Source organism: Wolbachia endosymbiont of Onchocerca volvulus str. Cameroon (assembly GCF_000530755.1).
In the GTDB taxonomy this organism is placed as follows: domain Bacteria; phylum Pseudomonadota; class Alphaproteobacteria; order Rickettsiales; family Anaplasmataceae; genus Wolbachia.
Genome location: NZ_HG810405.1, coordinates 698126 through 723439, shown reverse-complemented (window position 1 = coordinate 723439; position 25314 = coordinate 698126). Strand labels below are relative to the sequence as shown.

The following is a 25314-nucleotide window of genomic DNA, read 5'->3' as shown; positions in this document are numbered from 1 at the left end:
GAAGTGCATAGCAAGGAGTTTAAATAGCTTGATGGAAATTGAACTATGAGGAATTTTTTAATTTAGTGGATATAAAATTAGAAAGTCAATAGAATTAGTTGTTTAGATACATTTTTCAAACTACGCTGAGCTAAACTATAGAGTTTTTAATGTTTTACTGTTTTTTGTATATTAAAGAAAGTGATCATGAGATTAAGCTTTTACGTCGACGGTACTATTAATTTTAGCTACAGTATGCTTTGTTGTACTTTGCTTATGGATATTTTTTAATTTTATTAAGAACAAGTTTATTATATACAAAATTAAAAGCTTATTGGAAAATGAGGTTAACCCTGAGTTGGTAAAGCTCTATAGAAAAGAGCTTGTAGGCGAGTATATAGACCAAAAGTTGAAAAAGATATGGAGGATATTGTAGAGTTACTTTTGGAGAGCAAGAAGATTGTAGCGCTATATAAATTTTTAATAAATGGTAAAAAATTAATTTAGGTCAGAATGGCAATGGTAAACGTGCTGCTTGTAAATGATGTATACTTAAAAATGTGATTTTAAATACTAACTCTCTTAGAGGAGGAAGTTGCAGCAGAAGTTTTAAAGAGATTTGAAAATTAGGCAATTTATTTAACACTGATTTATAACAATTCTTATAGTTCATTTAAGGATACAACTAATAACTTCCCCAATAGGATAGGAGATTTTTTTCACAAAGTGGCTTCTTACAAAATTTTTGAATTTTTGGTTCATGCATTATGAATTAGGATTTAATCTGCGTAAGGTTATGGAAAATACAAAATGTCCTGTATTAATTACTGGCAGAGAAGGTGACACTGTGATTTCGTGGAAAATGCGACTTGTTGCTAAGCTTAGCGATTAGTTTACTCAAGAAAGATTCAGAGAAAATATGTTGCTTAAATATGGGTTTAAAATACCTTGTAATGATAAAGATAATATTCATGTCGCTCATAAAGAGCATTTAGTTTGTTGTGGGAGTGAAAAAAATACGAAGAAGAAGAAAATAAATTTATTAGTGATACACATGAATATTTAATAAATCGTAAACTTAATAAAAACTTAAATAAAATACTTGTAAAATGAGCAAATCCTCTAAAAATTTGATAAAAATAGAACTGAAACCTAATTAATAGAGGGATATATACAAACTTAAGTTGATAAAGAAAGAAAAATTATTTTGGCTATTCCATAAGTACGTTCTAAAATTATATTAAAGTTTTTATTATATTCAAAATTTTCGTTTTTCCTAATTTCGAGAATTATCAATGCATCATCACTTAACCAGACTGAATTAACTAATCCATCTAAAGTTGGGTAAGCTAGATTACTATTGTAGGGTGGGTCTATAAAAACTATGTCGCATTGTGAAATGATTTTTGGTAACTGGCTAGCACTGCAACAAATGAGTGTAATATTGTCTGTAATACCAAAATCTTTGGCTGTTTTTTTAGATAATTGCAAATTATAATAGTCTGAGTCTACCATAAATGCATGTTTAGCACCTCGAGAAAGTGCTTCAAATGAAAAAGACCCACTTCCACAGAATAAATCAAGCACATTTAGATTATAAATAGGTTTTTTTGAAGAAAGTATATTAAATATTGCCTCTCTGACAACGCTCATAGTTGGCCGTACGGCTAAATGCTTGCCTGTGGCTATTTTTCTTCCACGATACTTTCCTGCAATAATACGCAGCATTCTAAAAGAATTCTAAAATAACTAATTATTTAATGATATGTAATTAATGTCAATATAGCTTTGACAATTTGATCAGGAAGAAAATTGTAAACATGAGTTCAAGACTTAATTACTTTTTTGATTTATTTGTTGTATCTATTATTGAATGACCAATTTCATCCTGTAAGCCATTGTAGTCATTTGTTTTATCATGGGCTAGCTCTTCAATTCTGCTTTCTAACTCTAGTTTAATTATAGTATTGATTTTATCTGTGGTATCGAGAAAATTTTTACATTCTTCATCACTATACTCTTTACCAGATTCTTTTTTTTCAATAAAGAGTTTCTTAAGTTCTGCTAGATCAGAATCCTGGCTAGGATTTAGTACAATATTTCTTTCTATGAAACTAAGATCTGACAGTAGTAAACTGACTTCAAGTAAATCTTTGCTTCTAATGTTTGTAAGATCATCAAGACTGTCTAAAACATCAAACACTTTAAGTTCTTCTTGTACAACTTCTTGATCCTCGTTATCAAATTCAGACAGTAATTCTTTATTATCTACGAGTTCCTCACTAAGAACTTTATTGAGCTTTGAAAGATTAATATCATCCTGTTTGATATTATCTAGTAATAAATCTACTTTTGCTCTACGGACATTTAGAATGTCATCATAGTCATTTAACTTTATGTTACCATTTTTATCCTGGTATAGTTTGTAATAACCAAAACCTTTGAAATTTTTTTTACTAGTTTTCATCGGTGTTCTCATTTTTTTTATATAGATTCATCTTCTGGTATACTGGACTGACTGTTATCACCTTCATCCTTATATTTTTCTGGCTTTCTTTTGTGTCCTATGGTGTAATCATGAAGTTTTTCTAAGAACTCTCGCCTGTGCGATTTTGTTCTATAGAGTAGATTATGATTATAGCTACGTTTTCCTATAGAATCAACACTATGCTTCCAATTAAATTTCATGGCACTTTCCATTGTATAGCCCAAATGTGACCCCATATATCCTTTGTAATAGTCTAAATATCTACCAATTCTTCTGTGTATAATATCTTCTTTATCAACTCCAAATGCCTTGTAAATTTTTTCTTCGAGCTTATCAATATTATTTTCAGACGATGTTGCAAATTTTGTTGCTTCAATAGTAGCGCTTGTAAGTTTACGTGGCACATCAATAGCATGTTTTAGCACACTCCCAACTCTTGGTATTCTATCTAGTAGATCAGCTGTACCTCCAGCTAATCTGTCCGGTAGATGAATAGCCCAACTTCCTAGAGACTCTAGTTTTCCGCCAACAAAATTTTGCCACTGTTGTTTGAATCCATTTATTGCACCAACTAAAGGTGATGCTGAATATATGCTAGATATATTATAAACACTGAACCCACCACCAGCAATACTTGAGCCCATCTGTTGTACAAACTCGCGTAAGGAGAACATTAAGAATGAAAGCAAGAATAATATAAAGATTTCTTTTACATCGATTAGATAGCCCTTTTGTATGTCCTTTACCCTTTGGTAATCACTATTTTCCCGATAATTTTTGCAATTCTCGCAATCTTTACATTTCTGACAGAATTTACTGTTAGGATCCATATATAATTCATGAAATTTCAGTACTCTACAACCTCGATTTTCCACTACACTCTGTAGTAAAGATCTTATTTCGCTTTTAAAATTTGATCTAATAATTCCCTTTCTATAATCTTCTATTATTTTTTTATAGTCTTCGCATTTTTCTTTATATTGTTGAGATTGACAGTAGCGCTCTGTAATTTCATCATCGATATTACCTATTTTTTTTTCTATATTTTTAATTAACAATAAGATATCGTTCTTTTCTAATGCGTGAGATAAACTGTTTGTTAAACGTACTAAATCTTTTGCACTACAATTCTTGTCAACCACTATATCATTTTCTGCAATATAATGGTCTGCTAGATTGTTTTTATTACCTGGGACTGGGTTGAAGAAAGGATAATCTATATAACGGAAACCTTTTTTGATATAATTTGGTGGAAGAAGAATATACCCAGCACCGCCAGTAAATTTTATTGTACCAGCTGCTCTACTTAATTTTTCTATGCCCTCTATATCTTTATCTACTTTCAACGGAGCAGTCTCTCCGAGAGAGTAAGGTACAAAAATTTGCCCTGGAGTCCAACCAAAGTACTGCTTATCAACGATACAAAAACCGCCGAGCACCCATCTTGGAGCACATAGTTTTACTTCGAACCACTTGTTGTAACATACAGTGAAACCTAGTTGTCTATAAAAGGTATTCATTATAATTGAAGCTAGTAATGACAATAAGGTAAATATCATGATTGATTGTAAACAGAAACTGATACAGAATTTTACCCAACCTTCAAATAGACTTTTCAGCGGTGAAAAGAAAATAGAAATCAGAAACAGTGGCATTATAGCTATAAAAAAAGCTATGCCTACAAAACCAAAAAGGAATATTATATAGGCATATACACATAGCAAGAAATATAAAACGATTCCTATAAAAATGGCTGGTATCATAATGATACTTGTCCACATTTGATAATGGAAAAATGCTGCAAACTTTTTCCAAACAGAGTAAGCAAAAAACTTGTTGAACATGTCCTCCATGAAACTAAACAATTTAACATGAGTTTCATCTTCCTGAGTAACATTTCCGGTGTTCATGTTTGGAGCAAAATTAGTGATTATACTTATCAACTGTTCAAGGCTTTTAACAAATAAAACGAAAAAATGATCATAGAAAAACCTAAAACTTCCAGGAGATACAAGCACTATTACTAAAGTGATTTTCATTATTCTGATGAGAATATCATGCTTAGTTTCCTGTATCATGCCAAAAAGATAAAGAAGCGACGAGATTATTATGAATAACACAAGTAAGGAAAGAACGAAATTGTGAAAGCTAGTGCTTTTTTCGGCTATATTCTGAAATACAGCTTGTGCAGCTGTGGGACCGTTACTGTTAAAATGCTTTTCACAATTTTCGTTAATCAATAATGCACATTTTAGATAATTATAAATGTAATCAAATAATCCAACGGCACCTGTTTTTTGCACTCCGCTCAAAAATTCAAAAGAGTAGCCACCTGCATTATTTAAATAATATCTATCTAGTATTTTTACATATATTTTCCATCCCTTTTTTAATTCTAGCATATTACAGTTTCTATCCTTTAATTTAGTTCTATCCCCTTTTTTTAAAGTAAAAAGTCCGTTTCCGTCTTCTGCTATGGAGTCGTAACCTAAATGTATAGTGGGAGATTGAGGATTGCGCATTAATTCTAGGTTATCATTAGGATTTGGATCTATGAATTCTTTCTTGCCACTAGCATTTGTATTAGATCTCCTAAACAAAAAGTAAGCACCATGACCGTTAGTAAACCAACATGGAGCACCACGTAACGCTTTATTTCTGCTATCAGCCTCATTAACGCACTTACAATTTACAGTGCAATTTGTGTTATGATTACTTGAAAATTTCTGTATACTAGATTTATAATCATTACAAACTAAATAAAAGCTAGGTAAACTATTATCACCTTGCTCACCTTCGAATTTAGTTGTGTATTTCAACTGCTCTAATTTTTGCAAGCTATAGTTATCTTTAGATTCTTTTCTATTGTTATTGTTCCAAGATATCCATGCACCATTAACTCGCACTACTAAATCATCTCCGTTGGTCTCGAGTCCTGTATCTTTCCATTTTACTACTTGATTTGGGTGAAGACCATTATTGAATTCTCCAGTATCATAGTCAATAACTTCTTCATTTTCTTGGATGAAAGCATCGTGATCATCTAAAAAGTGGGCGCTTACTGTAATAGGTTCAGGACCAAAATAGTCAGCAGATATGCACCTTGGAAAGGGCATATCGTTCTTGTCACAACTTGTTATTAGTGCATAAGTTGTAAGAAGTAGTAATCTAAAACAAAATTTGCTTAAGCGTAACTGCATATCTAAATTTTTTCTGAATATAGAAATAAACTTTACTTAAGATATCTTTTCAATTAGTTACTCTATAGTAGCAGCCATGCTTCTCCTTCTTAATCTTTTTTATTGTCAGATCATTGAGTATCATTTCTTTTGTTTCTGTCTTCTTTTTCTGTACCTTCCTTCATTTTTTTAGTACATTTTTTCCTTTTTCATTTGTTGCATCTGATTGTTTATTCTCGCCTGCAGGCTGCAATTCGTACTGCTTGGATTTAAACTCAATTTCTGGTCGATATTTACCCACTTTATGTTTGATTTCCTGTATTATGTTCTGAGTCTTGTCATCAAGTCCAACAATTGACAGTATAGATTGTGATGCGCTACTAGTAACCGTGCTAATGCTTCCCATAATTCCCCAACCAGCACCAAATATTGCTTGTGCTATAGTTTCTGATGCAGAGACAAAAACTTCCATTGCACTAGCAATAATAAGATATATAAACACTTGGATTAGGTCTATAGGTAATGCTGCAAAGTATCCACCTATTCTTTCTCCGGTACCAAGTGCAACATCAATGCTAGTACTGGGACTATATCCAAGAGGTAGTATCGATTTCATTATGCAAAGATCGTATGACAAGAAATTTATGCTAATTAAACATTGATAGCACGCAGAAAAGTTTGTGAGGTTATATAAAACTGAATATAGGAGTTGATTCAGAATAGATAAAAATGAAAATAAAATGACTGGCTGTATTGCAACATGGGCCAACGTTTTTATCCAGTTCTCAAATAGAGATTTAGTCTGTTGAAATAAAATAAATACGATAAATAAAGGTGTTAATGATATCAAAAACGCTACTAGAGAAGTAGATATTACATATCTAAATGTAGTACTAATAATGCATTTTAAGGACACAAAACTAGCATAGAGTATTATCAAAAAAGCAATGAAGCCAAAAGGACCAGCAAGCATTAGCGATAAAAACTTCAACCAAGTTTCCCCTGTGAATAATACTCCTGTTGTCAAATCTAAAAATGCAAAATTTTTACCACTTTCCCCTATGTGGCCAGAAAAACTGGCAACTAAATAAGTGCTACCGTCCACAAAAAACTTGGATAAAGTTGTGCCAAAAAGTTTCCAGCTCTTATCACTAAAGGCAAAAGATATAAATGCTATCTTCATTATTCTTATAATGAAGTCAAATTTACTTAACTGTGTTGTTCCAAGTACATAACCAACAACAGTAAATATGACATATAGAATAAGTAAGACTCTTACTCCTTGAGAAAGACCTTTCGCATACCCTTTGTATAAATCTTTAATACTGTCCCCAATCACTTCTCTTTTTATAAAATTAAGTACTTTATTTACACTTGATGAAATAAAATCGTTAATCTTTCTTTTGATAAACAAGGTCACGCTGTATTTGTTATTTTCGTAATATTTACCATTTTTATCTATAATATCACTTCTCTCTACATTGCTTACATCAATGCCAAAATAGATTTTTTTAGGTTTGTCATTTTTTAAGTGACTTCCATCTATTTCATAATATTTTATATTATCCTCTATTGAAGTTAATCCTATCACCTCCTTAAAGCTATCATTATTTGTAGTGGGTATATTTTCTGGCAAGTTATCACCTAGATAAATATACAGTTTTTTACCGTCAGCATATTCACACGACCTAGTTGTTTTAACGTGGTACCCTCCTCTATTAAGGTAATAATGACCATAATCTGCAATAGCGAGCATCACATTACTACCAGGTTCTACATTATCATTTACTAGATAGTCATTATTTAATTTCAGAGAAAAATTCTCGAAATTATTACTAATTTGTGAACATACGTTATCTCCTTTTGCTCCTTTTTTTTCTGGAAGACACTGAGTACCTTGAGCAGTATCTTTCATATCATCACGCTTGCTTTCAGGAGCACTTACATCACCTGCGTTATTTATTTTCACAACAAGAGCTTCAGCCCAGGAAATATCTTTAGTATCTAGTGTAAAATCAATAATGTCGACCTGCTTAGAATTTTCCCTGTTTTTAACCTCCTTAAGCTTATCTTTGACACTTTTGAGATGAGAGTATATATCACATTGATTATTTTTGTGATATTTTTGATATCTTATAGAGGAAACACAGTTTTTATGTCCTTTTTTGTATAAATCAGAATTGAATATGCCTTCTTTAGTATAGCATATATTCTGATAGTAACAGTTGAGATTATAAGAGTTGTATTTTTTTATTTTATTAATATCACAATTTTCTCCTGTGCACGGTTGATTCAACCCTATTTGAGTAAAGCTGTAGTTTTTCACTTTGTTAAAGTCACAGTCTTTCCCGTTACATAATTTGTCCAGTCCTATTTTAGCACGTCTTAAATCTAACAATGCACCATTTATCCATGGGCTTTCATCTTGGATATAGCCTCTATTAAAATGTACTTTGTTATCGTATGGAGTGTAACCGTTACCGACTAGCACTGTTCTTTTTTTAAAGCTTTCTTTGCTAAGCTGCGGAAATTTTATCTCAGTCCTATTGTCATCGTTTCCACAAAAGAACGTTCCTCCATTAAGGAGATCTTGTATCATAGCTTTTTTATCTCCCTCTCGAGTCTTGTGGCAATTGTCATCAAAACTGATATCTTTTCCTTCTAGGTTGTTGATGTAATTAATTGTTATCTTTTTGGGAACTAAGCTGAAGCTTAACTTATCACCGGGATTTACTTTAATCCCAGTATCAACGTAACGCCTCTTGCTATAAAATTGACTATTCCCAAACCCTACGTTTTTACATACTTCTTGTTCATCGAGGCCAGAATTATTAATTGATTCACTACTATAATTCGGTATTGAATCGTCAGCACAAAATGCAGCAGGTACAAGTACTTTTTTTTGGTTTTTACCTTCTTTAAGAGGACAAAAATTTACTGATCCGCTAAGAGTAAATTTGATTTTTTCGCCTTGAGTAATTATTTGACCAGAATCAACCCAATGAATCTTAACTCCTTTGTTAGATTTATGAACTGGAACGTCCACATTAACACTAGTATTTCTACTCTGTAATCCAGGCTCAACGCAATCTATAGTACAGCCAGTGATTGCAAAATAAACTGCCAATAATAGTGATCTTTTACTCATTATGATGGTTTCCCTGGAGACTGTGGTGTCTGAGGTATTGAGTTTCGAGTTCCTTGCGGTATTTCAGGTCTTTTGATTGGTGCACTTAACTGTTGAGCAGCACTTCCTGCTCGTATTTGAGCACTTTCTTTACCTAATCCGACTGTTTCTATTAAGCTTTGTTGATATTGTTTTCCAGGTTCATTCATTATATAAACACCAAACAATGAGTCAGATATTTTTGAAGAAGCTTCAATCAAAGCTTCCATTGCATAACCCAAAATAACAAAAGTTATCATAGCAGCAATATTAGGTGTATGCTTAGAGACGTACCCGTGGAAAATACAAGGGTTAAAGATTCTTAGATTGATATTGAGTATGCATATAGAACAAGCTTCAAAATCAAACATTGAATATATGATGTGATCCATAGCTTGACTCATCAACGATATAAAAATTAAAAGTACTGCTGGGTGGATTGTAAATCTCGCTAAATTTTTGATCCAATTGTAGAACATCTGTCTAGTGTACGTAAACAAAAGACAAATAATGAAGATAGGTGCTAAAGAAAGTAATAATGCAACTGTTGCCATAGATGTAACAAAAGAAAATAAGGCATTAAAAATAGACAATGCTACTTTTATTAAACCCCAAATCAACAAGCAAAAAGCTATAATGCCTAAAGGGCCAGAAAATATAAGGGATACTATTAATAGTATGGAATTTGGTAAAAGAAATCTATTCAGTGATAAATCGAGAAACTCAAAAACATTTGATATTGTGCCTCTGAAATTTGCTACTTCTATTAACTGTTTTGGAGTGTTAATAAAAATAGAGAACGCGTTATTATAGAAAAAATTCCAGCTATTATCTCGCAATAGCTGGGTGATAATTCCTATCTTTACACATGCAATTAAAAACTCATATATAGAAACATGAGTTAAGCCAAGAAGGTAATAAAGAGTATACAGGACTATATATAATATTAGCACTGATATTATTGTAGACCTAATAGTATTTGTTTTGCTTGATTTTGTAAAACTATCGTAAAGAACCTTTATAGGACTAGTATCAGAGTAGATTATATCAGAGTCATTGTAGCTGGGGCCGAAAAATGCGGTTTTTATCTTCTCATCAAAAAAATTATATATTGCACTAAAAGTTCTTGTAGGGGGCTCTTTAGTTGTTAGCTTGATGCTGAGCTGACCTTCATTTTTCTCGTAATTGCAACCATGATCTTTTATTCCGTAGTATATGGTACCATTTTTGCCTTTTAACTTTTTCTTCAATTTTTCCATTTCTTGAGTATCATGAACTTTGCTAATATCTACAGATATATCTTCCTGATTTTCACCGGGATTATTATTAGGAAACTCATCAGAAACTCTTATATATAAGCTCTTTTTTAGATTAGCAACTTTTGTTACTCTTATGTTAAAACCACCTTTGTCATTTCTATCGTAGCAGCTCTCATTGTTTCTACTACATAAACTGAAAGTTAAACTCGGTGTTTGATGGTCCTTATTAATTTTATAATCACAATTAGTACATAAACCACCACTTGGAATATGTTCAAAATTTTCACCATCCATGTGAACTTTTAGAAGTGTAATGTCAGTTTTTACTTGTTTTTCTTTTAGAAAATTACTAATCACTTCAATATAAGACTGAGATATCTCACCTTCTATACTATTGAATTCAATATATGCACAATCTGTGTTCCTGTTGCCAGAAGGAAATTTACATATGCGTCCACAGAGTAAATTTAAAATGTGCGTATCTACTTTGCTTATTTGTCTATCTGAAAGACTACTACAGTTTATATTTTCTCCTTTTATAGAGTTAATAATGCTTTTAATTTTTTCTTTCCTCTCATCTTGATCTACTTTTGAAAAAGTTGGATCCCAGTACTCTTTTCCATCTAACCATTCTATCTTGTTGCCTATTATGTATTTGTTGGGGCATATTGTGTACTGACCTTCTTCATCCTCCCATATTTGACATTCATCTTGGTTTAAAATGCGTGCAAAATACTCCTTTTCTTTGTTGCTGCATTTTTTATCAATGCTTACATATCTAATTGTCTTATTTTCCTTATCTTTACATACTTTACTTCCAATAACACTAAAGTTTATTGAATCTCCGGCTTTAAGTGCAAATTTTGATAACGTAACCTCTTTTACTCCAGGTCTTATTGCAAAATCTTCATACTGCGGGCAAAAACTGATTTTATTAGGGACTATGCTAATTTCTGTTATTTTTATCTTACTTGAAATGTGAACGTTAGAGTCAACCCACTTTTGTTGTGTTGACACTACATCCAATTTTTCGCGTAAGTTTAATAAATTCTCTGGCTTAATACAATGATCCTCGCAACCAGACAGCAAAAAGAATATTACTATTAGTAAAAACTTACGCATAGCCCGTCCTAAGCTTTGATCACTTAAACGTTTATCCATTACTCACTTTGACCACTACCGCTAGGAGCGGCATCTTTTACAGTGTCAATGATATCTTTTCCAACATTTTTGGTAGTACTAGTACCAGTATTTGCGAGAGTAGATCTACTACTGTTTTGTTCATCAGAACAAAACCTTATACTCTCCATACTTTTTTTAGCTTTCTTGGCAGCTTCAGCAGTACCTCCAGATTGAGCTTTGCTAATAGCTCCAACAATAGCTTTAGTTACAGAGAGGGCTTTTGATATCATTTTTCCAGGTGTAGTACCAGAGCCAAGTGCTGACCTTGGATTGCCGGCGAGCTCTGCAGCCATATTAGGAAGAATATTTAAAAAGTGATAAAATAGGAATAATATTAGAGCTAATTTAAACAATTCTCCGATTAGAGAACTGCTAAACTCCATATATGTAAAATCGAATAAACCAAGTATGTTACTCTTCTTAAAGCTGTAGTTTTGCATCATGCATGCAAGAGTGGTTTCGTTTTTTTTACTGCATTCTCCATCTTTTAACTTAAACCACTGTTTTTTATTGCTTAGCACTGTGATTTCTTCTCTTTCAAAATGTAAATTTTTAAAATAGATTTTATCGCATACTATGAACATAAAGGACAAAAACGCGAAAAGCATAACTGGGTATAAGCTATAGGTAATCAATTCCTTTAACCAACCATCAAAGTATCCTTTAGTGTGTTGGAATAGAACCATAGGAATGAACAAGGGTGATAAAGTGATGATTACACTTAAGGCAATAAGGGATAAAATAAATATATAGCACATCCATAAAATAACCATCATCATCATAACGGCCATAAATATACAGATAAGAGCTGTTAAAATCTGTCCGCCAGCAAAAATGATGCCGATTATTGAGCCTGCTACTAATAAAACAGGAGCAGAACCAAGTAAAATAGCCAATATTCCTGCACCACTAGTACCAATTTTCCCAGCAATTCCATCTAAAGGTGCTCCTAAGTAAAATAAAATTCTACAATCAAGTCTATCCCAGGACGCAAGATAGATGTCTTCTCCATACTTTTCTGCTTTATAATTACATATATTTTTACTTTCAGATGATGCCTTTAAGACTATCTCAGACAAACCATCTGAAAGCCTTGTTAACTCCTTATAATAATGAGACATAGTGCTACCTGTTGTAAAGTAGATCACTAAAGCAAATTTAATGATCAACATGTATATTTCTTGTGAACTGCGTACTCCACCGGATATGGCTTTTATAGAGAACAGCATTAAAGCTAAAACTAAAACAGCAGTTACAGTATTTTTTAGCCTTTTTTGTGCCAAAGATATAAAGTTCTCACCATTTGGCATACCTTTACCTGTAACTAAGTTATCTAACGATTCCTTAATACATTGTACTACCATGGAAGTTATAGGAATAGGAGCTAATGATTTACTTCCCGTCTGATTGTAACAAGCTTGTGAAACGTAATCTTGAAAACAACCTTTGTTATCGTAACCTATAAAGATTTTTCCCTCTTTTTCGTTGTTCCTTATAATAGTTTTATAATCTTCATCGGAACCAATAGGGATTGGATTGCCAATACTAAATTTTATCTTGGACTTCTCACACATAGGAGCAATTAGGTCAGGTGGTAATTCCGTGCACCCTATATCAACTCCTTGCGGCCAGGGGATTATTCTAATACCAAGTGTGTTAACCTCAGCTAACTCTACACATAGCCTACCTGTTTTTCTTACTGCTTTGAACGTTGATCCATATATGGTTTTGCTCTGTCCAGCTTTGAGAACTTTACATTTTAGTCCTCCATCAACTTTTGGTGACCACGACCCATTTACGTATCCAGTGTCTTTTTCCCTAACATCAAAATCTATGTATCCGGCCTTCTCTCTGAAATCAAAGTCATTCTTCTTAAAAAGATTACCGAATGTTAAAGGATTGCGATAACATACTTCTATATATTCACTATACTGCACACCATTTTTTGGCCAGTAATAATGTTCTCTATCAATATTAACAATATCCCAGTTAGCAAAGTCTAAAATTTCTTTTTCTATCTGTTTTGCATTTTTTCCAGATTCTCCTTTTAATGCAGAAAGATATTCATCTTCTGTTTGAAAATTTTTATTTATGAATGTGCTATAACTTGTGTCTCTTAATGTAAAATCCTTATACTTTCCATCATGATCACGTGCAACTGGGTGTCTAACAAAACTATGCTCACAGACAACGAGTCCTCCTATTGCTTTCCAAACTCCAACGATTGCAGCTATCATTCCAACAATAACAAGACTAGTAGATAATCCAGCAGAAGAGACAGTCAAGACAACGCCAGTAAATATCGCACCAACAGCGATTGCTATCCCAGCAAGTGCTGGGGCTGTTTTAAACGCTCCACAATCAGGGTTAGAGGCACGACTGAAACTGCCAGTAGAATTAAATCTGCTAACAAATTCTGTTCTATCAATGCCACTTGCTATATCTCCAAAAGCTGGATATGAGAGTAAAAAATCTACATTCAGTAAAAATATCAAGATCAGTAGCAGTGACAGCTTGGTCTTAAACATTTTTTACTCTCTGGTAGAATATGGGTAACCATCTTTTCGGGTCGTTCCCGACTTCTTTTAATATATCATGTAACAATAGAATACTTTCTGCACGTCCGGATAACACATTGACTATGTCATCTAAGTCTTTTAAGTCTATTCTAGCTACAACAGCATTAGCTCCTTGTTTCACCAAAAAGAATCTAGTACTTGGATCTGTATGCTTGATTAGTATATATTCACGTTCAGTTAGCATAAAGACATCTCGATAGACACTAGTGGCTTTTAAGTTTGGTAAAAAAATTTGTGTTGCTGTTTGTTGTACAAGTGTATCACTAATGGTACTTTTGCTTGCATCTTCAACACTTTGAGTGGCAAAAATCACAAAAGCATTTGATTTCCTTAGCACTTTTAACCAGTCTTTTATCTTAGGTGCAAAGACTGGATTATCTATTAATGCCCACGCTTCATCAAGAACAATAATAGATGGAGTGCCATCAAGAGATATACTGATCCTATGAAACAAATAAATCAAAACCGGTCCAAGAGCAACAGAATCTTTGAGTAAGCTAGTCATTCCGAAGCCAAATACCCTTGCTTTTGAAAAATCTAGTAAATCTTCTTTATTATCAAATATTGCAGCGTGAGAACCATTACCGTGCCACATAGATATTGCCCCAGCTAAGGTACCAGGGCCTGCAAGGCCTAAAAATGGTACGAGATTTCTCAAGAATCTGTCTTCTTTCCTCAACTTAAAATTTCCTTCAATTGCATCATTAATTCGAGTAATATCTTCTGAAGTAAATTTATCATTGTATACTGAAATTAAAGATTTTATCCACTCCATTAAAAATGTTCTATTGTCAGTAGTATCATCAAGTTGTAGAGGATTAAAATTTGTCTTAGTTCTTGGTTCTATTAGTGTATAGACACCGCCAAGCGCTCTTAAGAAGATCTCTGCGCCATGATCTTTATCGAAGAAGAATATTCTTGGAGAAAATTTCATTGCTTGAGCACATAAGAAATTCATTAAAACAGTTTTACCAGAGCCAGTTGGACCAATTATCATAGTATGCCCAACATCTCTTATATGAAAATTAAAGAAAAATGGTGTACCGGATGTTGTGTCAAAAACTGTAACAGCATCTCCCCAGTGATTATTGAATTTATTACCAGTAGGATAATTATGTTGAGATACAAAGCCAGCTAAGTTAAGACTACTTATTGTACCTTTTCTAACTATATAATTGAAATTACCAGGAATTTGTGCCCAAAATGCTGGTTCAAGGTTAACTCTTTCACGGATAGGATAAACACCACAGTTAGAAAGCTCTGATTCTATCAGCGACAAAGCATTGTCTAATGATTTAGGGTTTTTTTCTATACATAAGATAGTTAAGTGATGTTCGCCAAACGCAATCTTACCACTCATTGCATCATCAAGTGCATGAGAGATTTCTGCTATTTGAGAAATAGCTTTATCTTCGGATTGTATCATCCGATTTTGTTGTATCTGCATTTTTGCAATTGCTATTTGTCTGTTTGTGAATTGGAAAGACTGTGTGATAATAAACTCGTAGGGAAGTTGTAAAAAGTGATCAAGCATTCCTGCAGAGGTATTATTACCATATTCTTTGATACTCACTATTCCAGCATATTTGCTCTCGTTGTGAGTTATAACTTGTATGGTCTTATGGCCAAAAAACAATCTATGTACTGGTAAGTATTTCGATATTTCGGTTTTTAAAGGGAAAAGCGTATTTGTAATGAAGCCACAATTTACAATTCTAGATAGAAATTCCATTATTTCACAAAATAAACCGTTTGGGGTTTCTTTTACTCCAAGAACCTTAGGCGAGTAATTTCTAAGGCTTGTTACTACACGATTTGTTGTTTCTTCTAAGTCTTCATAAATAGCACGCATGTCGCTTTCCCAGGCATATTTTGAGGTTACATGTCCGAATTTTTTCAGTAAGTGTGATAAAAATTCTACTCCTTTTGTATCCGTTCTACGAATAACTGTAATATATAGATCGTTAATAAATGATTGCCTTGTTGAGTGTTTTTCTCTCCATTTTAGATTTACGTAATTAGCAAAAAAATTTGGCAATTTTTGATTTACAGATTCATCAGAGAAGATATTTTTCTTACGTCTGATAGTATGAAAATATAGACCGAATGCTGGAGACGAAATGCTTCTCAGCATTTGATTCCTAATATTGTTCTGTATTACCAGATCTTCATCATCGGCTGTTTCAAACGCAAAGCCATTTAGTTTTATAAACTTAACTAACCAATTCTGTTTTGTTACTAAGGTTGTACTATTCCAATAGTAAGAGTAAGGTATAAATTCAGCAGTATGAACTTCTCTGTTTAGAATAGATTTATTCTTTGATTGAATAGCTCTAAACCTCAGCATTGTATAACGTTAAGTAATATCGTAAGAATTAGCTCCATGATAAAGACGGTTTAAACATCTTGAGCACTTTCCTAATTTTACCATAAATAATTCAATAAACAACGGTTCTTTTGCGGAAGCTATATAACCAAGTCCGTGTATTCCGAATAACATCAAGAAAGTTCTAAGATCATTTATATTAATAAAAATTAACATGCAAATTAGAACATTTAATATTGCAAACATATAACTCACACCGAAAAGCATCGCAGGTCTTGTAAGACCTTTAAACAATTGATTTGTTTGTATGCTACCTGTAGACATTTTTTGACCCTCTGACTAATAGCTTCAACACTAATACTATATCATTAATTAAAAATCTATTGAAATGAGTACCTCTTTAGGTAAGATAAGTAATTTGAATTCAATGATGATAAGCTGGCCATTTCAGGAAGCAGAAAAAATATTACAAAGATTTCCTAATAAAAAGGGGATAATATTTGAAACTGGCTATGGACCTTCAGGTTTGCCACATATTGGTACTTTTGGGGAGGTTTTTCGTACTACAGTTGTTGCGAATGCACTAAAGAAAATAGCTCCTGATATAAAGACTAAGATTATTGTAGTTTCTGATGATATGGATGGTTTGCGAAAAATACCAGATAATGTGCCGAATCAAGGGATGCTAAAAGAGCATTTAAACAAGCCATTAACGATGATACCTGACCCATTTGGCACCCACGAAAGTTATGGCCACCATATGAATTCACTGTTATGTAAATTTCTTGATTTATTTAATTTTGAATATGAATTTAGAAGTGCTACAGAGTGCTATAAATCTGGCGTTTACGATGAAAAACTTTTACTTTTGCTGAAGAATTACGACAAAGTAATGGATGTAATGCTTCCATCATTTCGAGAAGAAAGGCAACAAACCTATAGTCCGTTTTTACCAATATGTCCAAAAGCTTCTCGAGTTTTACAAGTTCCAATAATTGAAAGGAATGCCAATAAAGGAACAATCACATATGAAGATACAGATGGAGAAAAAATAGAGGTTCCAGTGACAAAAGGCAGATGTAAATTGCAATGGAAACCGGATTGGGGAATGAGATGGGCTACATTTGGAGTCAATTATGAAGCTCATGGAAAAGATTTGGTTTCATCTGCTGTACTTTCAAGTCAAGTATGTGAAATTCTTCGAGAAAAGCCACCACTTCTGTTTTCCTACGAGTTTTTTCTTGATAAAGAAGGAAAGAAAATATCAAAATCAAAAGGAAATGGTATTTCAATTGAAGAGTGGCTCACTTATGCCCCAACAGAGAGTTTAGCATTGTATATCTTTCAGAGTCCAAAGAAGGCTAAACGTTTACATTTCGATGTTATACCAAGGTCAACTGATAAATATCTGGAGTTTGTTAAGTTATATAATGAGGATAAAGAAAAATATATGAATAGTCCTGTATGGCATATTCACCAAGGCAATGTTCCAAGCATAGGGATTTCAGGTATAAACTTCTCGTTACTTTTAAACCTGGCAGCAGCTTGTAATGCTGAAAATAAAGAGATTCTTTGGGGTTTTATATCTGCTTATGTATCGAATATTACACCAGAAAGTGATAAAATGCTCGACAGGCTTTCAGACTTTGCGGTTAAGTATTATCACGACTTTATCAAGCCAGCAAAAGCATATAAAGTTCCAAATGAAAAAGAGAAAGAAGCTTTACTAGATTTAAAGAATGCCCTATATTCTCTACCTATTATAACTACTGCTGAAGAAATTCAATCTCATGTCTTTTCAATTGGAAAAAAGCATAATTATAGTAATTTACGCGATTGGTTTCAGTTGCTATATAGAACGTTACTTGGCCAAAAAACCGGTCCAAGAATGGGATCTTTCATAAAGCTTTATGGGATAGGTAATACAATTTCTCTTATAGATACTGCTATTAAACGTACACTTTAAAGTTTGACCTCTTTGCATTTCGAGCTCTTTTTAGTTTAAAATTAAATGCAGAAATTATTCAACAACCTTGATCAATTTCCTTATCATGATACTGAAGATGTTTTATTCACTTTTGTAATCTCTGTATTAGGTTAATGATAAAACTCAATGTATTTGGCATCTCATGTTAGTTTTTCATACTATGTGTGTTGTTATCTTGATAAAGTTTCTATAGTTTTTTGCCTATACAAGTGCTGAAGCGCACTTATAAAATGTTTAAGACAGCAAAGAGGATATCAAAAATTGGTAAGCAATATTTGAGTACTAGTTATCCTAGGTTTTTTGCTTTTTTTACTTGATAAATTTCTTAAATATTAAAGCAATTCATAAATAAACATTTATTTTTATAATAAGTAATGTTATTTCAGGGTGTAACATCGGAATCTGTATTTTTTGATCTTAGTGTTGGCTACTTGAATAGCACTCTTAACAATCTTTGTTCTTTTTCTATTTAGTAAATTTATTAATAGCTAAAATAATTTAAGAGTTCAAAGAGATATTATGCTAGTTCTTGATACTTTCTTATAAAGGGAGTTACTTTCGAACTATTATAATACCAGTGTACTTGACACTAGTGGATTAGTAATGGTTTAATGATGAAGATGTAGAAATATTCACATGAGAGAAATATGTAGTGAAGTCGTATTCGAGTTTGTATGATATGAAAGGGGGGAATATGGGTAAAAAAAGTAGGCTAGAATCAGATAGCTTAGGTGAGATAAAAGTACCAAATGAACATTACTGGGGAGCACAAACACAACGTTCCTTGGACAATTTCAAAATCGGCATAGAAAAAATACCAGAACCTCTAATTGAAGCGTTAGCGGTGGTAAAACTTGCAGCAGCACGTGTGAACATGAAGTATGGTACTATAGACGAAAAAGTGGGTAATACAATCTGCACAGCTGCACAAGAGATAATAGATGGTAAATTCAACGACGAATTTCCTCTTGTTATATGGCAAACTGGTTCTGGGACTCAGACCAACATGAATATGAATGAAGTAATCAGTAACCGTGCAATAGAGATTTTAGGTGGTAATTTAGGTAGTAAATTTCCTGTACACCCAAATGATCATGTGAATCGTTGTCAGTCATCAAATGACACCTTTCCAACAGCAATGCATATAGCAGTGGCAAAGCAAATAAATCATTTTCTCATTCCAAATCTTGAATGGCTTTATAAAGCGTTAGATAATAAGGTTCAGGAATTTAAAAATATAATAAAAATAGGCCGTACTCATTTGCAAGATGCAACGCCTCTGACACTGGGACAAGAGTTTTCTGGCTATATGACTCAAATTGAAAAGGGAATAGAGAGGATAAAATTAACTTTGAGCAATGTATATGAGCTTGCACAAGGTGGTACTGCAGTTGGTACAGGATTGAATGTTAATCAAGGCTTTGCCGAGAGTTTTGCCAAGGAAATAGCAAAAATCACCGGTCTTCCGTTTACTTCAGCAAAAAACAAATTTGAAGCATTGGCAGCAAATGATGCTTTAGTTGAGTTAAGTGGAACACTCAACACGATAGCAGTTAGTTTAATGAAAATTGCAAATGATATAAGGCTACTTAGTTCTGGTCCAAGATGTGGGATTGGAGAAATAACATTACCAGAAAATGAGCCTGGTTCTTCAATTATGCCAGGTAAAGTAAATCCAACTCAATGTGAAGCAATAACTATGGTATGTGCTCAAGTTATGGGGAACCATGTTGCTGTAACTATTAGTGGTTCAAATGGTCATTTTGAATTGAACGTGTTTAAGCCAGTAATAATTTACAATGTTTTACAGTCTATAAGACTTTTAGCTGACGCAAGTTTAAATTTTGCACAAAAATGTGTGCTTGGTATCAAAGCAAATGAAAAAAGAATAAAAGATTTGGTGAATCAATCACTAATGCTAGTAACTATATTAAATACCTACATAGGGTATGACAATGCAGCAAAAATAGTGAAACTTGCCTATAAAGAAAATATCACTCTAAAAGAAGCGACAATGAAGCTAGGCCTGCTTACTGAGAAAGAATTTGAAAAAATAGTGAAACCGGAAGAAATGGTGAACCTATAAGCGACTAGTTTTATTATCAACGCTTAAAGTGATTTCCTTTATCCCTTTCTTTCTCTTACCTGCTAACATTTTTAGTTTCTTACTGTATATGTAATTGCTTTATAGTATGCAGTTTATTTGAGGAGTTGTGATCTAATTTAAGAGTAATTTCCATAATTTGCAGTTTTTTTTCTACACCCACAATGCTCATAGGAAGTGTTAAAATGGGAATAGAATCAAACAATAAAGTTAGCAGGATCCTTGTATATTTATTGTTTAAGTGAAAGTAATCTGGGTTTTCTTGCAAAACTATTGTTTATATGAGAAATGATGGTCTACTTTTTAGTGTCACTCTAGTGAGTGATGCTGAGATCTAAAAAAGGAAAGAAAACAGATTCCAGTGTCAGCTATTTAGATGGCAACAAAGGAGGAATTTTGTAAGAAGCTTTTTCATGCTGAATATTTAAGCTTAATTGTGGTATAAGTCTGTAATAGCGAGAGGAGAAAAAACGGTTAAATTTTCTATTTTACTTGCTAGTTTATTAGATTAATTAATGCCAGTTTGTAATAGGGATGATATTTTCTAGATGTTAATATGATGCAAATTCGAGAGTATGATAAACTTTGCTCTATTCAATTTAAGAAAGAAATAGAATATTATCTAAAGTTAAAAATTGGATAATTGATCTTGAGCATGTTGATGATATATTAATAGTAAAATATCTTGAAAAGCCAGTTATAAATACGTGTATAACTGTTAAATCATTGAAATTGGTGGACGATCATATCACAAAGCTATGGGGGAATTACAATATGAGTATCTACGGAACAGAGAAATGATATTTAGTAGGTGATATGTATAGTTACTAAGTTCACATAGCAAAATTTATTCTATGCTTGTGTTTTATTCAGGATAGTAGAAAGCATAAAAGCTATTATTTGCTTTGCGTAACTGCTTGAAAGGAGATCACAAAAGAGCGAGAAAATATTCTAAATTATAGAGATAAACTAAGTGAGATTTTCTTTTAAGATAGAGAAATGTATATAGAAAATAAAACAGATTTTATAAGAGGTTTGCTTGTTTAAGCAGAAAATATGAGCAATGAAAAGGATAATTGTACGTAAAGCTTTAATATAATATATGATGATATAGGTAATATGTATCAATTTATGGTGAAATATAGAAAAATATTTAAATGGTTGATGCTTATATTGGATTAATACTGAAATAGTGTGTCTTTAAGGAAGTTAATCAGCATAGTAGAATATTAAAATGGGATTATTAGAGTGTAGAACTAGCTGTATTTCGTGAAGCTGCGCGAACAATACTGAACTGATATAATTAGTAAGAAGAAATTCTACTGAAAAGCTTGGGTTAGAGCTATAGACAACTCTTTTTTTTTGTGTATAATCTTAAGAAATTTTCTATATTTGAAGTGAAAAGAGCTTTAATATCGGTTTATGATAAGTCAAATATAATTGACCTTGCATCATTTTTAATACAGCAACAAATGGAAGTTCTTTCAACAGGGAATACTTGTAAAGTGCTATCTGATGCTGGAATAAAAACGCGAGAAGTCTCAGATTATACACACTTTCCAGAAGTATTAGGTGGTAGAGTGAAAACTTTGCATCCTAAAATTCATGGAGGGATACTCTGTGATCGGGAAAAGCATAAAGAGGAGATGCAAGGTTTGGGAATTGAGCCTATAGATCTTCTTATAATTAATCTATATCCATTCTGGGAGACAGTGAGTAGCGGGTCAGATGAGGAGCAAATTGTAGAGCAAATTGATATTGGTGGAGTAGCTCTAATTAGAGCTGCAGCAAAAAATTTTTATTTTACTTCAGTTATTTCTAGCATTCAGGACTATGAAACACTAAAAATTCAAATGATTGAAAACAACAATAAAACAACATTGGAATATAGAAAATATCTAGCAACTAAAGCGTTTGCTCTCACTGCATACTATGATTCTACTATTTATAGTTGGTTTTTATCACAGAGTAAGAATAGTGAATTACCAGAGTTTTTTGCTCTATACGGATATAAAACACAAGAACTAAGATATGGAGAGAATCCTCATCAAAAAGCTGCATTTTATGGCAATCAGTTTACAAAATGTCCGCTAGAAAAAATACATGGTAAAGAGTTGAGTTATAATAATATACTAGATGTAGAGTCTGCGCTTAACATAGTTTCTGAATTTAAAGAACCTACAGCAGTGATAATCAAGCATAATAACCCATGTGGTGCTGCTGTTGGTAATAACGCTTTGGAAGCATATGAAAAGGCTTTATTGTGTGATGAAATAAGCAGTTTCGGTGGTGTAGTAGCCTTAAATCGTGAGCTAGATTTAAAGCTAGCAGAGAAATTAAGTGAGATATTTTTAGAAGTAGTGATAATACCATCAGTAAACAGTGAAGCGTTAGAAGTTTTACAAAGAAAGAAGAATTTAAGAGTGATTATTTATAAACCCTTTCAGAAAAGTACAAAATATCAGATCAAAAATGTTGTTAGTGGTTTTTTAATACAAGAAAATAATAACTACTTGATAGAGGCAGGAAGAATTAGCCAAGTGACGAAGCATTCTGTAACAGAGAAAGAAAAGGAAGATTTGATTTTCGCTTGGAAAATATGTAAGCATGTGAAATCCAATGCGATAGTTATAGCAAAAAGTGGATGTACTATTGGCATCGGTGCAGGGCAAACAAGTAGAATAGGCAGTGTGGACATTGCAATAAAAAGAGCAGGTGAAAGATGTAAAGGTGCTGTGCTTGCTTCAGATGCATTTTTCCCATTTCCAGATAGTATAATAGAAAGTGCAAAACATGGAATTACAGCGATAATCCAGCCTGGTGGTTCGCTAAAAGATCAAGATGTGATAGCAGCTGCAAATGAGAGTAAAATCGCTATGTTTTTTACTGGTATTCGTAGCTTCTTTCATTAAGTTTTATATCTTATAGCTAGGAATTTTCTTTTCACATCATCACAACTTTGGTGAATGTGTACGGTTTTTCACGTTACCAATAACACACAGAGCTATGCAATAAATCTACTGAAACTTTGAGAAATGAAGCCTACTTTTGTGTTCAAATATATCAAGCAGTAATTTAAAAGATTTATTCTTGACTATTGTGCTTTTTGTGTTGTTGTATGTGAGATTAAGTAACTTTCTGTTCTTGTATAAATTAGCAAAATTTAAACTTCACGTATCCTGATTATTTTATATCTAAAATATCTCTTCTGTCTCTTAATATCATGTTCTTTCCAGAATGTAAAATTCATCTTGCGACTTACGCATTATCTTTAACTTTGAGGGTGAGCTTTGACTTAAGTTATTGTATAATAATATGGTTTGTTTCCTCGTTCTACGCTGCCTCTTAGCTGGTGTAATTGCGATAATCCAAGTTGCTCTGTATTTTCTATAATTAGAATTGGTTGTTGCATCTAGTATGTCTACGCCAACTTTTATTACAGTGGTTGTAACAAGCAGAGAAAATTTATCTTTTTTGAGAGAAAACATAACTTGATTTTTCTGTTCCTTGGTTAATTTCCTGTATATTATCTCGACTTTATTAAAAAGTGTTTTTTATGCTTCCTGGAAGCGCATCTCTGCTGCAGTGATATTGAGCTCCCCCGTTTCCTACTATGTATGAATAAATTCAATATGCTTTTTTGCTCATATATAGTATTCTTGAACCTTTTAGTAAAATTTAGTACTTTCTTGATATTTATAGTGACAGTTTTTATTGATAATCTGGATTCTGATTTCTTTTTCCTTAAAACTAAGTATTCAATACTATTATACATGGCTTGCTGTAAAGTTCTTGGAGTTGCAGTAACAAAAAGTATATCGGCATTTTCTCCTTTTTTTGCTAAGCGATTTTTCTGCATCACTACAAATCGTTATTGTTCACCTATAATTGCAAGCCCAAAAATTTTAAATGTGATGTTAGCTTGAGATAGTGCGTGAGTGCTAAACACTATGTTTAAAATACCGCTTATAAGTTCATTCATGATAATTTTTCTTGCGTGTAGTCTCACCAGTGAGTAGAGTAATTTTATATTATCAGTACAGAATAAAGCCTTTTTGATTTAATAATGGTATTGTGCTTCTGCAGATAATAGTAGTTGGTGCTTAGAGCTGATTGCATATTGTTTTCTACTAGATTAAGCATTGCAAAAAGTGCAATCACGGTCTTTCCACTACCAATATCACTTTGAAGTAAACTTACTTATCATATGGTGCTTAAGGTTTTTATCTTCTGAAATTTCACCTATTATACTAACTTGATTATTTTTTAATTTAAAACGATAGTTATTCAAGACTTGTTTTTTATATATTTATTGGATATTGTAAATTCTCTGTTCATTTTTTTTTACATAGTTTTCTCTTGAAGTTTTAGTGTTAGTCGATATGTAAAAATTACTATAAGTAAGCCTTTTCCTTGAAAATTCCGCTTCAGTTAATGAGCTTGGCTTGTGCAACTTCATAATATTTTCTCTTCAACTTAGCAGTTTTTTGATTAACATGGCGTTTATCCATTCTGGCAAATTGGGCAGTTTTTTTTAACTAGAGCTTATCATATTTCCGGTACTTCTATCGGTGATGTTGCGATACAATTAGTAAACCGATTCTATGCTAGCTATTTTTTTAAAATAGGCTAATGTTAAGCAATACATAATCTGGATGAGCGATTTGCCAATGTTTGGGAAATTTTTCGAGTTTTCACTAATAATTATATTGGCTCCGTTTGGAAATAATTTATATCAATAATTAATTGAATAATTAAAAAAGATTATAAGTATGTATTGACTTTTACTTTCAATGACTATTTTATATGGGATTCTCTTTAAGAGTGAGGCGGGTAATGCTCACAAACTTTTGCCATGAAAGTTGAAATTTTTCAATTTGAGCATCAAGTAATGACTTTTTTCTATCTATATGACTGGACGGCCTATAAAACAGTAGGTTCATTACTTTATTTCCACCACAGAGTTTAGGCAGTATTGTGAAATGAAATTTAGATATGTTCTCTAAATTGCTATTTTAGAGAAATCAGTACTTTTGGTTGTTTGCTGGGATTTATGTATGTGTAA

The 25314-nt window shown here is 32.5% G+C and carries 14 protein-coding genes; 4 read left to right on the top strand and 10 right to left on the bottom strand.

Going from position 1 to position 25314, the window contains the following annotated elements; genetic code table 11:
* Positions 1-739: 739 nt before the first annotated feature.
* A complete protein-coding gene (locus tag WOVOC_RS04915; protein ID WP_256377370.1) occupies positions 740-871 on the top strand; it encodes a hypothetical protein in 132 nt (43 codons plus the stop codon).
* A 287-nt stretch (positions 872-1158) separates the two neighbouring features.
* Here the strand turns inward: WOVOC_RS04915 and rsmD are convergent, their stop codons facing one another.
* The 8 genes from rsmD to WOVOC_RS02990 all read right to left on the bottom strand — a co-directional run bounded on the left by rsmD (position 1159) and on the right by WOVOC_RS02990 (position 16482).
* Positions 1159-1707: a 16S rRNA (guanine(966)-N(2))-methyltransferase RsmD gene (rsmD, locus tag WOVOC_RS03025; RefSeq protein ID WP_014868757.1), complete on the bottom strand. Its 549-nt coding sequence runs from the start codon at positions 1705-1707 to the stop codon at positions 1159-1161.
* Positions 1708-1816: 109 nt separating this feature from the next.
* Positions 1817-2446: a WD_0853 family protein gene (locus WOVOC_RS03020; protein ID WP_025264272.1), complete on the bottom strand. Its 630-nt coding sequence runs from the start codon at positions 2444-2446 to the stop codon at positions 1817-1819.
* A gap of 17 nt (positions 2447-2463) precedes the next feature.
* Positions 2464-5667: a TrbL/VirB6 family protein gene (locus tag WOVOC_RS03015; protein WP_025264271.1), complete on the bottom strand. Its 3204-nt coding sequence runs from the start codon at positions 5665-5667 to the stop codon at positions 2464-2466.
* 160 nt (positions 5668-5827) lie between these two features.
* Complete coding sequence (locus tag WOVOC_RS03010; RefSeq protein ID WP_081730862.1) at positions 5828-8794, bottom strand: TrbL/VirB6 family protein; 2967 nt, start codon at positions 8792-8794, stop codon at positions 5828-5830.
* The gene (locus WOVOC_RS03005) at positions 8794-11232 is read right to left on the bottom strand and encodes a TrbL/VirB6 family protein (protein ID WP_025264269.1); all 2439 of its coding nucleotides are present in this window, start codon (positions 11230-11232) and stop codon (positions 8794-8796) included. Before WOVOC_RS03005 ends, WOVOC_RS03010 begins: the two co-directional genes overlap by 1 nt.
* Positions 11232-13781: a TrbL/VirB6 family protein gene (locus tag WOVOC_RS03000; protein WP_025264268.1), complete on the bottom strand. Its 2550-nt coding sequence runs from the start codon at positions 13779-13781 to the stop codon at positions 11232-11234. The genes WOVOC_RS03005 and WOVOC_RS03000 overlap by 1 nt, the downstream gene beginning before the upstream one ends.
* Complete coding sequence (locus tag WOVOC_RS02995; RefSeq protein ID WP_025264267.1) at positions 13774-16179, bottom strand: VirB4 family type IV secretion/conjugal transfer ATPase; 2406 nt, start codon at positions 16177-16179, stop codon at positions 13774-13776. Before WOVOC_RS02995 ends, WOVOC_RS03000 begins: the two co-directional genes overlap by 8 nt.
* A 9-nt stretch (positions 16180-16188) precedes the next feature.
* Positions 16189-16482 (bottom strand): VirB3 family type IV secretion system protein, encoded by a 294-nt coding sequence (locus WOVOC_RS02990; RefSeq protein ID WP_014868750.1) that lies wholly within the window; start codon positions 16480-16482, stop codon positions 16189-16191.
* Positions 16483-16546: 64 nt separating this feature from the next.
* Here WOVOC_RS02990 and WOVOC_RS02985 point away from each other — a divergent pair, with 64 nt between their 5' ends.
* The 3 genes from WOVOC_RS02985 (at position 16547) to purH (ending at position 23161) form a co-directional block, all read left to right on the top strand.
* Positions 16547-18124 carry a lysine--tRNA ligase gene (locus WOVOC_RS02985; RefSeq protein ID WP_014868749.1) on the top strand — a complete coding sequence of 526 codons (1578 nt, stop codon included), beginning with the start codon at positions 16547-16549 and terminating at the stop codon, positions 18122-18124.
* A gap of 715 nt (positions 18125-18839) precedes the next feature.
* Complete coding sequence (gene fumC / locus WOVOC_RS02980) at positions 18840-20231, top strand: class II fumarate hydratase (protein WP_014868748.1); 1392 nt, start codon at positions 18840-18842, stop codon at positions 20229-20231.
* A 1382-nt stretch (positions 20232-21613) separates the two neighbouring features.
* Entirely contained in the window at positions 21614-23161 is a 1548-nt protein-coding gene (purH, locus tag WOVOC_RS02975) for a bifunctional phosphoribosylaminoimidazolecarboxamide formyltransferase/IMP cyclohydrolase (protein ID WP_198642982.1), read from the top strand.
* A 309-nt stretch (positions 23162-23470) separates the two neighbouring features.
* Here the strand turns inward: purH and WOVOC_RS04800 are convergent, their stop codons facing one another.
* A complete protein-coding gene (locus WOVOC_RS04800) occupies positions 23471-23737 on the bottom strand; it encodes a hypothetical protein (protein WP_025264265.1) in 267 nt (88 codons plus the stop codon).
* Positions 23738-23775: 38 nt separating this feature from the next.
* On the bottom strand, positions 23776-24108 hold the full coding sequence (locus tag WOVOC_RS04795) for a hypothetical protein (protein ID WP_025264264.1): 333 nt from the start codon (positions 24106-24108) through the stop codon (positions 23776-23778).
* Between the last annotated feature and the right edge of the window lie 1206 nt (positions 24109-25314).

What these genes read in the sequence shown, in the direction of transcription:
- WOVOC_RS03015 (WP_025264271.1), bottom strand. Translation starts at nt 5,667, where the DNA reads ATGCAGTTACGCTTAAGCAAATTTTGTTTTAGATTACTACTTCTTACA.
- WOVOC_RS03005 (WP_025264269.1), bottom strand. Translation starts at nt 11,232, where the DNA reads ATGGATAAACGTTTAAGTGATCAAAGCTTAGGACGGGCTATGCGTAAG.
- WOVOC_RS03000 (WP_025264268.1), bottom strand. Translation starts at nt 13,781, where the DNA reads ATGTTTAAGACCAAGCTGTCACTGCTACTGATCTTGATATTTTTACTG.
- WOVOC_RS03020 (WP_025264272.1), bottom strand. Translation starts at nt 2,446, where the DNA reads ATGAAAACTAGTAAAAAAAATTTCAAAGGTTTTGGTTATTACAAACTA.
- WOVOC_RS04795 (WP_025264264.1), bottom strand. Translation starts at nt 24,108, where the DNA reads ATGCAGAAAAATCGCTTAGCAAAAAAAGGAGAAAATGCCGATATACTT.
- WOVOC_RS02990 (WP_014868750.1), bottom strand. Translation starts at nt 16,482, where the DNA reads ATGTCTACAGGTAGCATACAAACAAATCAATTGTTTAAAGGTCTTACA.
- WOVOC_RS02985 (WP_014868749.1), top strand. Translation starts at nt 16,547, where the DNA reads ATGAGTACCTCTTTAGGTAAGATAAGTAATTTGAATTCAATGATGATA.
- WOVOC_RS02995 (WP_025264267.1), bottom strand. Translation starts at nt 16,179, where the DNA reads ATGCTGAGGTTTAGAGCTATTCAATCAAAGAATAAATCTATTCTAAAC.
- WOVOC_RS03010 (WP_081730862.1), bottom strand. Translation starts at nt 8,794, where the DNA reads ATGAGTAAAAGATCACTATTATTGGCAGTTTATTTTGCAATCACTGGC.
- WOVOC_RS04800 (WP_025264265.1), bottom strand. Translation starts at nt 23,737, where the DNA reads ATGTTTTCTCTCAAAAAAGATAAATTTTCTCTGCTTGTTACAACCACT.
- WOVOC_RS04915 (WP_256377370.1), top strand. Translation starts at nt 740, where the DNA reads ATGCATTATGAATTAGGATTTAATCTGCGTAAGGTTATGGAAAATACA.
- rsmD (WP_014868757.1), bottom strand. Translation starts at nt 1,707, where the DNA reads ATGCTGCGTATTATTGCAGGAAAGTATCGTGGAAGAAAAATAGCCACA.
- fumC (WP_014868748.1), top strand. Translation starts at nt 18,840, where the DNA reads ATGGGTAAAAAAAGTAGGCTAGAATCAGATAGCTTAGGTGAGATAAAA.